Annotated in this window: 14 protein-coding genes; 11 read left to right on the top strand and 3 right to left on the bottom strand. The window is 68.3% G+C overall.

Annotated features, from left to right (window positions below):
- Together SX243_20190 and SX243_20185 are read left to right on the top strand one after the other, a co-directional pair.
- Positions 1-341: hypothetical protein (locus tag SX243_20190; protein MDY7095303.1), on the top strand; the 341-nt coding region annotated here is incomplete at its 5' end.
- Between the two features lie 327 nt (positions 342-668).
- Positions 669-2,027: a hypothetical protein gene (locus tag SX243_20185; GenBank protein MDY7095302.1), complete on the top strand. Its 1,359-nt coding sequence runs from the start codon at positions 669-671 to the stop codon at positions 2,025-2,027.
- 10 nt (positions 2,028-2,037) lie between these two features.
- Here the strand turns inward: SX243_20185 and SX243_20180 are convergent, their stop codons facing one another.
- A complete protein-coding gene (locus SX243_20180; protein MDY7095301.1) occupies positions 2,038-2,748 on the bottom strand; it encodes a molybdenum cofactor biosynthesis protein MoaE in 711 nt (236 codons plus the stop codon).
- 180 nt (positions 2,749-2,928) lie between these two features.
- Between SX243_20180 and SX243_20175 the strand changes: the two genes are divergently transcribed.
- The 8 genes from SX243_20175 (at position 2,929) to SX243_20140 (ending at position 11,276) form a co-directional block, all read left to right on the top strand.
- Positions 2,929-4,578: an acyl-CoA carboxylase subunit beta gene (locus tag SX243_20175; protein ID MDY7095300.1), complete on the top strand. Its 1,650-nt coding sequence runs from the start codon at positions 2,929-2,931 to the stop codon at positions 4,576-4,578.
- Between the two features lie 37 nt (positions 4,579-4,615).
- On the top strand, positions 4,616-5,983 hold the full coding sequence (locus SX243_20170; GenBank protein MDY7095299.1) for an acyclic terpene utilization AtuA family protein: 1,368 nt from the start codon (positions 4,616-4,618) through the stop codon (positions 5,981-5,983).
- Positions 5,980-6,477 carry a hypothetical protein gene (locus tag SX243_20165; GenBank protein ID MDY7095298.1) on the top strand — a complete coding sequence of 166 codons (498 nt, stop codon included), beginning with the start codon at positions 5,980-5,982 and terminating at the stop codon, positions 6,475-6,477. The genes SX243_20170 and SX243_20165 overlap by 4 nt, the downstream gene beginning before the upstream one ends.
- Complete coding sequence (locus tag SX243_20160; protein MDY7095297.1) at positions 6,474-6,803, top strand: hypothetical protein; 330 nt, start codon at positions 6,474-6,476, stop codon at positions 6,801-6,803. The genes SX243_20165 and SX243_20160 overlap by 4 nt, the downstream gene beginning before the upstream one ends.
- A 46-nt stretch (positions 6,804-6,849) precedes the next feature.
- A complete protein-coding gene (locus SX243_20155; protein ID MDY7095296.1) occupies positions 6,850-7,677 on the top strand; it encodes an enoyl-CoA hydratase/isomerase family protein in 828 nt (275 codons plus the stop codon).
- Between the two features lie 69 nt (positions 7,678-7,746).
- Entirely contained in the window at positions 7,747-10,221 is a 2,475-nt protein-coding gene (locus SX243_20150; GenBank protein ID MDY7095295.1) for a YfhO family protein, read from the top strand.
- A gap of 21 nt (positions 10,222-10,242) precedes the next feature.
- A complete protein-coding gene (locus SX243_20145) occupies positions 10,243-10,926 on the top strand; it encodes an HAD family hydrolase (protein ID MDY7095294.1) in 684 nt (227 codons plus the stop codon).
- A gap of 74 nt (positions 10,927-11,000) precedes the next feature.
- The gene (locus SX243_20140) at positions 11,001-11,276 is read left to right on the top strand and encodes a hypothetical protein (GenBank protein MDY7095293.1); all 276 of its coding nucleotides are present in this window, start codon (positions 11,001-11,003) and stop codon (positions 11,274-11,276) included.
- Between the two features lie 120 nt (positions 11,277-11,396).
- Here SX243_20140 and SX243_20135 read toward each other — a convergent pair whose 3' ends face one another.
- Together SX243_20135 and SX243_20130 are read right to left on the bottom strand one after the other, a co-directional pair.
- Entirely contained in the window at positions 11,397-12,053 is a 657-nt protein-coding gene (locus SX243_20135; GenBank protein ID MDY7095292.1) for a cysteine hydrolase family protein, read from the bottom strand.
- Between the two features lie 89 nt (positions 12,054-12,142).
- Positions 12,143-13,006 carry an alpha/beta fold hydrolase gene (locus SX243_20130; protein MDY7095291.1) on the bottom strand — a complete coding sequence of 288 codons (864 nt, stop codon included), beginning with the start codon at positions 13,004-13,006 and terminating at the stop codon, positions 12,143-12,145.
- A gap of 68 nt (positions 13,007-13,074) precedes the next feature.
- Between SX243_20130 and SX243_20125 the strand changes: the two genes are divergently transcribed.
- Entirely contained in the window at positions 13,075-14,136 is a 1,062-nt protein-coding gene (locus tag SX243_20125; GenBank protein ID MDY7095290.1) for a glycine cleavage T C-terminal barrel domain-containing protein, read from the top strand.
- The last annotated feature ends 201 nt before the right edge of the window (positions 14,137-14,337 follow it).

The raw sequence follows: 14,337 nt of genomic DNA, 5'->3' as shown, positions 1-14,337 counted from the left end.
GTCACATCCTGCCCCGGGAAGCCGCCCCCGAGGACGCGGGCCGTCGGGTGCTCTTCCTCGAAGAGCATGAAAGCCGGGTCCACCCCCTCCCCGTCTCGCTCAAGATCGCCCCCCACATCTATGGCGTGCAACGGCCGGAGCATCGCCAGATCGTCTGGAAAGGCGGCGGCGAATGCGCCCAACGCCAGGACGGCGCCTGGTCCCCCCTGGGCTGCGAGGTGCCCTCGGAGGCGGTCTTGGAACGGGTGCTCGAGCGCCTGGGAGAGCCCAGCCAGGTCAAGGCGCCGGGGCAGCTGAGCGAAGAGGAGCAGGAAGGGTTGAGGGCGCTGGGGTATTTGTAGGGGACCGGCCACTCGCGGCTGGGATGGACAGGGTGGTCGTGGGAGCGGTGAGCGGGGTAGGAAGAGACCGTGGCTCCACCACCTCCGCCTGGGGATCCAATCTCCAGGCTACCCAGGAGCCGCCAGCTTCGCTGGCTCCGGAGGGAAATGTGTGGGTGAGCAGAATCTGGGAGCAGGATTGATCCGGCGGGGTCCTGGATAGCCCCGGGATTGATCCCGGGGCGGAGCCGACGGAACCACCAAGGCCTACTGCGCGCGTGAACGCCTCGCGGGGCCGCCGGCATTCGGTTCGAAATACAAACCCGCCGTTTCGCGTTTGAATAAAGCATGGGAAGACGACGCCGATTTCTCGACGAGCTGCCCCTGCTTGCGCTGCTGCTGGTGGGCCTGAGCCTCGCCGGCGTCGTCTGGCTCACCTACCACCCGGAGCACCCGTGGCTGCGCCGGGCCGAGAGCTGGCCCGTGGTCGGTCCGGCGGCGAAGCTGCTGCGCCAAGCCTACTCCCCGCCCAAGCCCTCAGAAAGAGTGACCCAAGCGCCCGCAACGCCCTCGGCCCAGCCGCTGGCGGAGGTGCTCTCCGCCCAGCCACCGGAGCCCGAGCTGCCGGCGTGGATCGTGCCGGAGGGGCAGGTGGGCTTCGAATGGTTGCGGGCCGGCACTCGGCTGCACACCGAGCCGGACCGCTCCAGCGAGGTGTGGCTCACTCTCGACAACTTCGCCAGCCTGCCGGTGCTCGAACGGCGAGCCGACTCGTGGATCCGGGTGCGGGTGGGAGCGCGTCAGGGCTGGTTGGTGTTGGATGAAGGCAGCCGGCTGGACCATCCACCTCTGGGGGCAGCCCCAGCCCCGGTGAAGGCTCTCTCCGGACGGCCGCCGGATCCGCGGCGGCTGGAACGGGCTCTGGCAGTGATGGGGCACTCTCCCACCAGCCCTGCAGAGCTCTATCTGGGTCCCTACCCCTTCTACACCGATCTGCGAGACACCGACCCGCGGGACCGAGCCCTCCTGCGCCAGCTGGACGAGGCCAGCACCCGGGTCGAGGAAATCTACCGGCAGCGCTATGGTCTCGACCCGGTGGGAAATCCCGCCGCCGCGGTGGTGCTCTTCCAAGCGGTCGAGGACTATCGCCGCTACCAGGCCCACGAGACCGCCATCGCCTCGCTACCGTCCCACGGCCACGCCGGGTATGGCCTGGCAGTCTTCTACCGCGGCAGCCGCTCCGACGCCGAGGTGACAGCCACCCTGATTCACGAGCTCACCCATCTGCTCAACCGCCGCGGCATCGGCCCGGCGCTGCCGGCTTGGCTGGATGAGGGGCTGGCGGAGGACTTGGCGGAGATCGGGATCCAGCCCGAGTCCAAGGGCGAGTACCGGACCCTGCTGGCATCCGCCACCGCCCGCCCCTCCGGCGGGGCGATGGTCGGAGTCTCTCTGCAAGAGCTACTGCGAACGGATCGGGACAGCCTCTCCTCCCAAGCGGAGCTCCAGCGCTTCTACCAGCTCAGCCGCTCTTGGATCGGCTACCTTCTCGACGCCGACCCGGCCCAGGGGGCACGCTTCCGCTCCTACCTGGAAGCCGTAGCCAACGGCGCGCCGGCGACACCGGAGGAGCTCCAGCGCCACCTGAGACGGCCGTGGGCGGAGTTGGAGAAAGAGTTCACGATCTGGCGGGCGAACCTGGGCTGAGGGAGCCCGCCTAGGGCCGATCCAGCGGCTCTTCCTCCCGCCAAGCGGCCTCGCCGCCGGCGTAATGCTCGCGCTTCCAGATGGGAACCTCCGCCTTGAGGCGCTCCAACGCCCGGCGGCTGGCCTCGTAAGCGGCGGCGCGGTGAGGCGATGCGGCGGCGATGGCAACGCTGGCCTCCCCCACCGGCACCGGCCCCAGGCGGTGGACGATGGCGAGGCGTAGGGGCCCGTGGGCCTGTTCCAGCTCGGTGACGATGCGCTCCAACCGGGCGAGGGCCATGGCCTCGTAAGCGCTGTAGTCCAGCCGCTCCACCGATTGCCCCTGGTGGTTGTCCCGCACCGTGCCCAGGAAGAGGAGAACCGCGCCGAAACCGTCGGCGGAGACGGTTTCCAGGATGCCTTCGATGTTCAGCGGCCCCTCGGTGAGGGCCGCGCGGCCAGCCGCCTCGGTGACGACGGAAGCCCCAGCGGGTCCCGAGCCACCGGAGACCGGCGGCAGCAGCGCCACCTCGGCGCCGTCGGCGAGGGGCGCCTCGGGACCGGCCAGCTCACCGTCCACCGCCACCGCCAGACGCTCCCAAAGCGGGCGCAAATCAGGATAGTCTCGGTGCAATCGGGAGCGTAGATCCGCGAGGCTCGCGCCGTCGGGCAGCTCCACCACCAGACGGCTCCGGCCGAGGGCATCTCCAGCACTGGCGAAGGCCAGGAGTTGAATCTTCACGGCAGCGATGCTATCAAGTGGGGTTGCGTCTTTGTTGCTCGTCGGCGACGAGACATCCACGACCGTCCCGGCGTCAGCTGGAATGATTTGATCGGCCCCTCGGCCGTCGTTGAGAGCTCGAGGCCATTGCCAGTCCAGAGAGCAAGTTCTGAGAGAGAAGGAGAGCCACCCTTGACCGTATTGGAGAGTGTGCTGGCGGAAGATTCCCGCTTCGAAGCTCGCTGCGAACACTGGCGCCAGCGCCTCGCGGAGCTCGAGGAGGAACAGCAGACCATCCGCCTCGGCGGCGGCGAGAAACGCCAGGAGAAGCAGCGTGCCAAGGGCAAGATGACCGCCCGGGAGCGGGTGGCGGCCCTCTGTGATCCCGACGCCGAGTTCCTCGAGCTGGGCCTGTGGGCCGCCTACGAAATGTACGAGGAGCACGGCGGCGTGCCCGCCGCCGGGGTGGTCACGGGCATCGGCGAGGTCCACGGCCGGCAGGTGATGGTGGTGGCCAACGACGCCACGGTGAAGGCCGGCGCCTGGTTCCCGATGACCGCCAAGAAAGTGCTCCGAGCCCAGGAGATCGCCCTGGAGAACCGCCTGCCGGTGGTCTACCTGGTGGACTCCGCCGGCGTCTTCCTCCCCATGCAGGATGAGATCTTCCCGGACAAAGAACACTTCGGCCGCGCCTTCTACAACAATGCCCGCCTCTCCGCCGAGGGCATCTTCCAGGTGGCGGCGATCATGGGGCCCTGCGTCGCCGGCGGCGCATACCTGCCCATCATGAGCGACGAATCCCACATCGTCGAAGGAACCGGGTCTATCTACCTGGCGGGGCCGCACCTGGTGAAGGCCGCCATCGGCGAGGTGGTGGGGCAGGAAGAGCTCGGCGGCGCCGAGGTGCAGGTGGACGTCTCCGGCGTGGTGGATCACCGCCACGAGAGCGACGGCGACTGTCTGGAGGCCATCCGCCGCCAGCTCGAGCAGCTGGCCCCGCCACCGGCGAGCCCCTTCGCCCGCCGCGAGGCGCAGTCGCCGCGCTATCCCACGGAGGAGCTCCAGGGAGTGCTGCCGGAAGACCGCAGCCGCCCCTACGACACCCGCGAGCTGCTCGCCCGGCTCCTCGACGACAGCCAATTCGACGAATTCAAGCAGAGCTACGGCCAGAGCCTGATCTGCGGCACCGGCTGGATCGACGGCTGGGCCGTGGGCATCGTCGCCAACCAGCGCAGCATCGTCAAACGCAAAACCGGCATCCAGCCCTCGGAGAAGGAGCTGCAGATCGGCGGCGTCATCTACTCCGACTCGGCAGACAAGGGCGCCCGCTTCGTCGAGCTGTGCAATCAGAAGGGAATTCCCCTGCTCTTCATCCAGGACGTCACCGGCTTCATGGTGGGCACCCGGGCGGAGAGAGGCGGGATCATCAAGGACGGCGCCAAGATGGTCAATGCGGTGGCCAACTCCGTCGTCCCCAAGATCACCCTGTTCACCGGCAACTCCTTCGGCGCCGGCAACTACGCCATGTGCGGCAAAGCCTACGGAGCTCGCTTCCTCTACGCCTGGCCCTCCGCCACCATCGCCGTCATGGGCGGCTCCCAGGCGAGCAAGACTCTGCTCTCCATCCAGCTGCGCAACCGCGAGGTGCCGGAGGAGGAGAAGCAGGAGATGCTGCGCCGCATCGAGAGCCATTACGAACACACCTCCGACCCCCGCTACGCCGCCGCCCGGCTGTGGGTGGACGCCATCATCGATCCCGCCGACACCCGTGCGGTGATCTCCCGATCTCTCGCCTGCGCCGCGCTCAACCCGGACCTGGGTGAGTTCAAGACCGGCGTGCTGCAAACGTGAGCCGCGCCCTCGGCGCGGTGCTACCCTTGAGGAAGTCATGAAGAAGATTCGCATCGGTAACGGACAGGGATTCTGGGGCGACAGCGTGGACGCTCCGGTGGAGCTGCTGCGCGGCGGTCCCATCGACTACATCGGCATGGACTACCTGGCCGAGGTCACCCTCTCCATCATGATGCGCCAGAAGATGCGCAACCCGGAGCTCGGCTACGCCACCGACTTCATCGACTTCATCCGCCGGGTGCTGCCGGAGCTCAAAGAGCGCAATGTGCGGGTGCTGACCAACGCCGGCGGTCTCAACCCCAAGGCCTGCCGGGAGAAGATCTTCGAGGTCGCCCGGGAGCTGGGGGTCGAGGGCGTGCGGGTCGGCGTGGTGGAAGGCGACGACCTGATGCCGCGGCTCGGCGAGCTCATCGATTCCGGCCATCCCCTCAACAACATGGACAGCGGCGAGCCCCTGGCACCGCTGGCGGACCAGGCCCTCAACGTCAACGCCTACCTCGGCGCCTGGCCGGTGGTGGAGGCCCTCGAGGACGATCCGCTGATCATCCTCTGCGGCCGGGTCACCGACACCGCCCTGGCCCTGGCGCCGATGATCCACGAGTTCGGCTGGGGTAAAGAAGACTGGGACCTCCTCGCCGCCGGCACCATCGCCGGTCACATCTTGGAGTGCGGCCCCCAATGCACCGGCGGCAACTTCACCCACTGGCGGGAAGTGCCGGATCTGTGGAATGTCGGCTACCCCATCGTCGAAGCCTCGGCGGACGGCACCTTCGTGGTCACCAAGCACGAGGGCAGCGGCGGCATGGTCACCGTCGATACGGTGTCCGAGCAGCTGCTCTACGAGATGGGCAACCCCCGGGAGTACATCACCCCGGACGTCACCGCCGACTTCTCCAGCATCCAGCTGAGCCAGGACGGGGAGAATCGGGTGCGCGCCTCCGGGATTCGCGGCAGCGCCAACACTCCCTTTCTCAAGGTCTCCGCCTCCTATCTGGCGGGCTACAAGGCCTCCGGCCAGATCACCATCTGCGGCCCCGAAGCTCGCGACAAAGCGGAGCTGGCGGCAGACATGGTGTGGAAGCGGCTGGAACGCGCCGGCGTGGTCTTCGACGAAGCCGAACGCAGCACCGAGATCCTCGGCCTCGGCGCCTGCCTGCCGGGAGTCTTCGAGGCCCCGACGGAGCCGCCGGAAGTGATCCTGCGCCTCGGCGTACGGGATCCGGATCCGGCGCGGGTGGAGCGCTTCGGCAAGGAGATCGCACCGCTCATCACCGCCGGCCCGCCGGGCGTCACCGGCTTCGCCGCCGGCCGGCCCAAGCCGCAGAAGATCGTCGCCTACTGGCCCGCTCTGCTGGCTCGGGAAGAGGTGGAGAAACACATCGAGGTTTCGGTGGAGGAGGCTTGAGCGGACCGACCCCTGCGAGCGAGGGTGTACTGACCGGAGAGCCCCTCACCCCAGGGGCCCCGACCGGGGAGACCCTGAGCCGGCGGCAGTTCTACGGCGCCATCCTGGCCGGCGTCCTGCCCATCGGGCTGGCCGGCTTCGGCGCTTCGGGCCTGGCCAACCGGCCGGCCTTCGCCCTCTGGACGGTGGTCGCCAGCGGGCTGTTCACCAGCCTGCTTTACCGTAGCGTCGACCGCGGCTGGCCCACCCGCCTGCGCAACGCCGCCCTCCTCGGCCAGCAGGCCGTCGTGTGGACCATGTTTGGGTTGCTGATGGTGCGCCATCGGGAAGCCTGGGACTTGGGGCTTCGCGCCTACGCCCAAGGTCTCTACGAGCCCCTGGTGCTCAGCCCCACGGGCATTTTCGTCTTCGCCGCCGGCCTGGCTCTGGCGGCTCTTTTGATCCTGTTCGGGGCCGCGCCCCGTTCACAGTCCCGTTGGAGGAAACTCCGGTGAAAGTACCGCTGTCCCGCATCGCCCACGCCCGCTCCGGTGACAAAGGAGACGCCAGCAATGTGGGCCTCATCGCCAACTCTCCGGAAGCCTTCCAGGTGATCCTCGACCAGGTCACCGTCGAACGCGTCCAGGAGCATTTCCGCCACGTCTGCCGCGGCCAGGTGGAGCGCTTCGAGGTGCCCAATCTGCTGGCCCTCAACTTCATGCTCCACGACTCCCTCGGCGGCGGCGGCACCGAGAGCCTGCAGATCGACGCCCAGGGCAAGACCCACGGTCAGGGGCTGCTGCAAATGGAAGTGGACGTGCCGGAAGAGCTTCTCGGCTGATCCGCCGGCCGAGACGAAAGAGCCCAGTAGGGCGACCAAGAAGAGTATGAGTTCAGCAGCGTCCCTCGACACTAGCGGTTTTCCCCATTCAGAGCTAGAACGCCTGGAATTGGAGCGAGAAGACGACCTCCTGTGGGTACGCCTCGCCGATCCCAAGCGCGCCAACGCCTTCTCTCCGAAGATGATCGGCGAGCTCTCCGCCGTCTTCTCCCACCCCTGGCGCGAGCACGGGGTGCGGGCTCTGCTGCTCGCGGCGAAGGGCAAGAATTTCTCCGCCGGCGCCGACCTCGGCCATCTGGAGAGCCTGCTCACCGCTGGCGTGGAGCAGAATCTGGAGGACTCCCGGGGCCTGCGGACGCTCTTCGAATCGGTGCTCCGGCAAGAAGCCTTGACGGTGGCGCTGGTCCAGGGCTGGTGCGTCGCCGGCGGCTGTGGCCTGGCCACCGCCTGCGACTTCGTGGTGGCGGCGGAGAACGCCCACTTCATGTACAGCGAGGTCAAGATCGGCTTCGTCCCGGCGTTGGTGGCCACCTATCTGCCGCTGCGATTGCGCGGCTCCCAGATCCGCGAGCTGCTGCTCAATCCCGAGCCCCTGGGTGCCCGGGAGGCGCTGGCCATGGGATTGGCTAACCGCTGCGTGCCGGACGGCGAGCTGGAGACGACGGGCCGGGAGCTGGCGGTGGAGATCCTCACCAAGGCCAGCTCCCAGAGCATCGCCCACACCAAGTCCTTGCTCCTCGACAACCTCGGTAAGGATCTGGACCAGGCCCTGGCCGCCGCGGTGGAAGCCAACGCCTTCTCCCGCGCCACCGACGACTGCCGGCGCGGCATCACCACTTTCCTCGAAACCAAGAAGCCGCCGACCTGGAGATGAGTCCGCCGCTGGCGATGTCCAGCCTTCGCCCACTCAGCTGCCGGCGCGCCCCACGCTGAGACCCCGGCCGTGGCCACCCTCCTCCTCGCCGTTCTCTACCTCCTGACCTCCGCTGTTCTGGCGGCGCTGGTGGCCCTGTTTCATCGGCGGCCGTCCTGGGCGGCAGCGCTGGTCCTGACGCTGCTCCCTCTGGCCTTCACCGCCAGCGGCTGGCTCCCGGGCAAGGTACTGGCCCCCACGGTGTCCCTCGCCGGCGTGCCACCGTGGACCCACCCGGACCTCACCGGCCCGCTCCTCGAAGCTTCCGGCACGCCCAATCCGCTGCTGGCGGATCCCCTCTCCCAGATGGAACCCTGGCGCTTCGCCGCGCGCCAGGACCTGCTGTTCAATCCCTCCGCCAATGCCGGCAGCGCACTGCTGGCCAACGGCCAATCCGCCCCCCTCTTCCCGCTGGAGGTGGTGGCGCGACTGCTGCCCCCGGTGCGCGCCACGGTGTACGTGCAGGCGGCGCGGCTGCTGCTGGCAGCCTGGGGCCTCTTTCTCCTGCTGCGCTGGCTGGCGGTATCGGAGATGGCGGCGCTGCTGGGAGCCGCCGTCTACGTCGGCAGCGGTTTTCTTCAACTCTGGCGGCTCCACCCCCACGCCTCAGTGGCGGCGCTGGCGCCGTGGATCCTCTGGGCGCTGCTGCGCCTCGCCCGCAAGCCGGAGCCCCGCCGCGCCGCGGTCCTGGGGGTGCTCGGCGCCCTGGGGGTCTTCGCCGGCCATCCCGAGACGCTGGCCCAGATTCTCCTCCTCGGTCTGCTGCTGGTGGCGGCGACCACTTTCACCCGATCCGCCGGGCGCCGGCTCCTGCCGAAGATCGCGCTGCAGGGAGCCCTAGCAGCCCTGCTGGCGGCCCTGCTGGCGGCGCCGGCGCTGCTGCCCTTCGTGGAGAATCTGCTGGTCTCGGCGGAGTGGCAACATCGCCAGGAGACAGACCCGCTGGGCTCGCTGCCCTGGGGCGATGCGGCAGAGCGGCTGGCACCGGCGGTGGACCTGCTCTACTTCGGCCATCCATTAGGGGCTCCATCGCTGGGCGGTCTCTCCCTGGGTGGGCTCGCCGAAGGTTCCTCGACCACTCTGGGCACGTGGCGAGGGCCGGAGAACCTGGCGGAGCTCGGCGGCGGTGCGACCTCGTTGGCGGCTCTAGCTCTGGCCGCGCTGGCCCTCGGAACAGCGCTCCGCTCGCGCAGCCAGACCAGCACCGGCGCGGCGAGCCCCATTCTCTGGCTTGCCCTGGGCACCCTGGGGCTGGCGGTGAGCGTCCACACGCCGGGCCTGATGGAGCTGATGAACACGCTGCCGCTCCTGGGCACCTCGCTGCTCAAACGCCTCTCCCTGTGGTGGGCGCTGGCGGTGGCGGTAGCGGCGGCTCTCGGCTGGGATCACCTGCGCAGCGACGAAAGGATGACCTCCCGCTCAACGCTGCTCTTCCTCGGAATCACGGCGGTAGCTCTAGCGGCGGTGACGGGGTGGCTCCTGGGTCGCTCGGCGACGGTGCGCACGCTGCCGGAGCTCTTCTTCCTCGGTGCGCCGCTGGTGCTCCTTCTGCCCCTGGCGGCGCTGGCTGGCCGCCGGCTACGGGCTTCTACCGCCGCCGCGCTCTGGATGCCCCTCTTGCTCGTGCCCCCGGCGGCTTTCTTCGGCCCCTGGGTCCCCCTCTCCAGCGCCGACAGCTTCTATCCCACCACCCCGGCCATCGACTTCATTCGAAACGACGTGCGCGGCTATCGAGTCGCCGGCCTCGACTCCGCCCTGGTGCCCCAGACCGCATCCTTCTACGGTCTCGAGGACGTGCGCGGCTATGACCCCATGACCTTTGCCCCCTACGCCGACTTCAGCACCGCCTTCAGCACCGCCGAGCGGGACAGCTGGAACCGCGTCCGGACCTGGTCCCACCCGGCCCTCGACTTCCTCGGCGTGCGCTACCTCTTCGACCACCCCTCCATGTACATCTTCCACCACCCGGGCATCCGTCAGGTTTGGGAGGGAGAGGACGCGCTGGTTTACCAGAACCCTCGGGCCTTCCAGCGGCTCTTCCGGCCCCAAGAGGTAGAGATCTTCGAGCCCAGCGAGACCGGGGAAGATCTGGCAGCGGCGCGGCGAATCACCGACTTCGCCCGCCGCGCCACCGTCTACGGCCCCGACTTGCCCGAACCCGGCGTCTACCCCAACGGCAACGGCGAGGTCACCGAGGTGCGGGTGGAGGGCCGGCGCATCACCGCCCGGACCATGGCCCAGCAACCCATGCTGGTGGCCTCCAGCCAGCCGGCCATCCCCGGCTGGCGGGTGCGCGTCGACGGCCGGGAAGTCCCGGCCCAGCGTGTCAACGGGGCCTTCCTGGGCATCCTGCTGCTGGAACCGGGTGAGCATCGCGTGGAGCTGATCTATGCGCCGGCCTCTTGGCGCTGGGGGCTGGGGGCAGCGGTTCTGGGGCTGCTCCTGCTCGCAGCTCTGAGCCTGCGCCAGCCCTGTTCGCCTTCGCCTATAGCCAAAAGAGGTTAAGATAGGGCGTCTGTACAGCTTATGAGACTTGTACTATTCGACATCGACGGCACCTTGCTGAGCTGCGGGCGGCAGGTCGCCGAGATCTTCCTCCAATCTCTGGAGGAAGCCTACGGACGCCCGGCTCAGATCAACGGTTACAGCTTTGCCGGCAAGACCGACAGCCAGATCGTCCACGATCTGATGCTCGGCGCCGGTCTGGAGTCAGGAGCCGTGCTCGAAGGCCTGCCGCGCATGCAGCAGCTCTACTTGAGTCGTCTGGAAGAACGGCTCGACCACCGGCGCATGCGCCTGCTGCCGGGGGTTCGGGAAGTCTTGGAGCGGCTGGTGCAGCGTTCCGATCTGCAGCTGGGCTTGCTCACCGGGAACTGGCGGCGGGGGGCTTTTGCCAAGCTTTCCCGCTTCCGGCTGGAACACTACTTCCCTTTCGGCGCCTTCGGCGACGACGGCACCGAGCGCGCCAGCCTGCTGCCGGTGGCGCTACGCCGAGCCGAGAAGGACACCGGCCTGCGCTTCGACCCGGCGCAGACCGTGATCGTCGGCGACAGTCCCCTGGACGTCGCCTGTGGCCAGGCCCACGGGGTGCCGGTGATCGCCGTGGCCACCGGTCATACTCCCCGTGAAGCCCTGCACCACGCGGGAGCGGATTGGGTGGTGGAGAATCTGCTGGCGGCCGAGCTTTGCTTGGACGCACCGGCAGCGTAGAGGCGCCGAGTTGCGGCGCTGTATTTTGATGCTCTTTTTGATGCCGAGGACCTCACCATGAGACTGGGGCAGCCATGAGACAAGCCCGAGAGATCGTCATCCCCGAAACTCTGCGCGCCCAGCTACGCGAGGCGCTGGTCTTCGAGCCGGATCTGGTGCGCATCATCCAGGCACAGGAGTGGGAACCCGTGGCAGAGCGCCCGGAGCTCCACCACGTCACCTGCTCTCTGCCCATCCCCCGGGCCATGGACCCCGAGACCGCCGAGCTGCGCCTGCTCCAGGTCTACCTGCGCTCCACCGACGACAGCCAGGCCGAGATCGTGCGCATCGACGGGCTCTCTCCGGCCTGAGGCCCTCCCGTCGCGCCCTCGATTCCGAGCCAGCAGATGAAGCAGATGACGCGCGGGTGGGGCTAGAAGCCCAGCCCCGGAGCCGGCTGGAAGCCGGCGCTCCCAGGATTCTTCCGGTGCTCAGCTCCCCTCGCCGGTCACCTCTTCCACCACCTGCTCGGTGGTCACCAGCTCGATGCCCCGCTCCCGCCACGACTCCAGGAGCTCTTCCCCCATCGCTGCGTCGATGGGCTTGGTGGCGTCCACCACCACCGCCAGGTTGCGGTAGCCGCGGCTCCACAGCCCCTCCACCGCCCGTCGGTTGCAGATGTCCAGCGCCACCCCGTAAACCACCACCCGCTGAGGGTCCAGCCGCTCCAGGAGCGCCTCGGTGTTGGGGTTGGAGAAAACGTTGGTGGTGTTCTTGAGAACCAACACCTGCGGCGGATTCTGCGCCAGGCCCGCCGCCAGCTCTTCCTCCGACAGCGCCTCGTGGCCGACCACGAACGCATCACCGATGCGCGTCGCCTCGACCCGCTGAGCACCGGGCGTGCCGGTCATGCAATGGGGCGGGTAGGTGACCTTGAAGTCCGGGTCATCGCTGATCTCGTCGTCCTCGGGCCGATGATCGTCGGCGGAAGCCACCACCGGGATGTGGTGCTTGCGGGCGAGCTCGGTGAGCGTTGCCAGGTTCTCGTCCAGGCTCTCGGCCCCGGGCACGTAGAGCTTGCCGTCCTCGCGCATGAAATCGTATTGCGTGTCGACGTCCCAAAAGAGTAGTGGAACCGCTTGCAGCATAGGAGTAACTAACCCTTTCTAGAAATACTCTACTTGCGTGATGAAGAGCTCCCGACCGCCTCGCGGCAGCAGCGGAGAGCAGAGAAAGCTCAAGTCAAGTGGCGGCGAAGCCAGCGCTGAGTCTGGTTGAAGACCTCGATGAGTTGGGGCGTAGGGCCGCTGAACGGATGGCCGGCGCCGAAGGTGTGACTGCCGCCGGTGACCAACCGCAGCTCGTAGGGATCTGCCGCCGCCTCGTCCAGGCGCTGAGCGTCGGCTGGATCGACGGATTCGTCCTCGTCGCCGTGGAGGATCAGCCAGGGAGCCCGGCGGCGCCCGGCGGCGGCCTCCAGGTCCAAAGCTTCCGCATTCTCCTCCAGGTCGTCCAACATGGCCGTCGACATGGGCAGCTCCTGCCCGGTGCGGCCATTGACCACCACGATCTCCCCAGCCTCCCGCCAGCCGCGCCGCTGCTCCTCGCTGTAGCGATGGAAGGTGCCCACGGAGGCCCAGGTCACCAGCGCCCCCAGGCGTTCCCGCCAAGCCTCCGAAGCCGCCGTCAGCAGCGCCGCACCACCGCCGCGGCTGTGGCCCAAAAGCCCCAGCCGGGCCCCGTCGATGCGCCCCGGCGCCAGCTCGTCCGCCGCCGCGGCGTCGAGGATGGAGAGGGCGTCCTCCAGATCGGCGCTGAAGGTGTTGGTTCGAAAGCCTTCGAGATCGCTGGCCCGCTCCTCCCCCGGCCGCATGCCGGAGCCGGAAAAATTGAACCGCACCACCACGAAGCCCCGCTGCGCCAGCAGCTCCGCCAGCGGGGGGAAAAAGCCCCACTCCATGAATCCTTTGAAGCCATGGCAAACCACCACCGCCGGCTGCCGCCCGGCCCGTGCCGGAAGGTCGATCAAACCGTGGAGCTGGCGACCCTGGGGGGTCGTATGGACGAAGGGCTGAACGGTCTCGGATACTTCGTGGCTCATGGCCGCCCATTCTATCGTTGTCACCGCTCCCTGCCTGAGGCCGTAGCAGATAGGGATAAGATTGCCCCATGAGCGACACCCTCACCGCCCCTCGCCCCCTTCCCGCCGCAGCGCTCCACGAGCAGCTAGGCGCCGATCTCGAGCTGCGCCACGGCTGGCAGGTTCCCGCGACCTACGGAGCGCCGGAGTCCGAACGCCAAGCTCTGGAGCAAAGCTGCGGCCTGGTGGACCGCTCCTGGGCCGATCTGCTGGAGATCACTGGCGAGGATCGGCTGCGCTTCGTCGGCGGCCAGGTGACCTGCGAGATCCAGAGCCTCACCGAAGGCAGCGGCAGCTACGGATTCTTCACCTCCCCCAAAGGCCGCATCGAGGCGGACGTCATCGCCCTCGCCCTGGAAGACCGCCTGTGGTTGGAGCTGCCGCCGGAACGCGCCGAGGCCATCGCCGAGCGCCTGAACAAATACATCATCGCCGACCGGGTGGAGGTGCAACGGCTCGACGGCTGGGCACTGTGGACCCTCGCGGGCCCCAAGGCCGCCGCGGTACTGGATCAAGTCACCGATAGCGAGGCCCCTGCTCCCGAAGAGCTTTGGAGCCACCAGGCGATGACTTTGGCCGGCACCGAAGCGCGGGTCGTCCGCCACGGCCACCTGGGCCTCCAAGCCTTCACCCTCTGGATCCCGGTGTCCGCCGCCGTCACCGTCGGCGAAGCGCTGATCGAAGCCGGCGCCGCCCCCATCGGCGTCGACGCCCTCGACGCCCACCGCATCGCAGCCGGCGAACCCCGCTTCGGAGCCGACTTCGGCCCGGACAATTTTCCTCAGGAGACAGGCCTGGACGACGCGGTGAGCTACACCAAGGGCTGCTATCTGGGCCAGGAGGTGGTGGCCCGCCTGCATTATCGCGGTCAGGTGAGCCGGCAGATGCGGTCGGTAGTGCTGGATATGGACGAGCCGCCGGCGGTGGGTACCGAGCTCCTCTTCGAAGGCCGTCCGGCGGGCACCCTCAGCAGCGTCGCCGTCTCGCCGGAGCTGGGCAAGGCCGTGGGCCTCTCCATCCTCCAACGCCGCGCCTTCGCCCCCGGCACCCGCCTGGAGCTCCCCGACGGCACCGTCGCGGAAGTGCGTTAGCTCCTCGCCCCACATGCACGAAGACCGGAGAGCGTGCTCCCCGGTCTTCCAAAATCTTCTCTTCCAGAATCTTCCCTGCCGCTAGCCCGGATAATTCATCAGACCACATGACAAGAGGGGCGGTTTCCGGTTAAATCTAAGCATCACAACAAAATAGACTTAGCCGGAAGGGGCCGCCCCTCATGCCAGAGTGTATCCCAC

Source organism: Acidobacteriota bacterium, from assembly GCA_034211275.1.
GTDB lineage: Bacteria > Acidobacteriota > Thermoanaerobaculia > Multivoradales > JAHZIX01 > JAGQSE01.
This window is presented reverse-complemented; position numbering and strand designations above follow the sequence as displayed.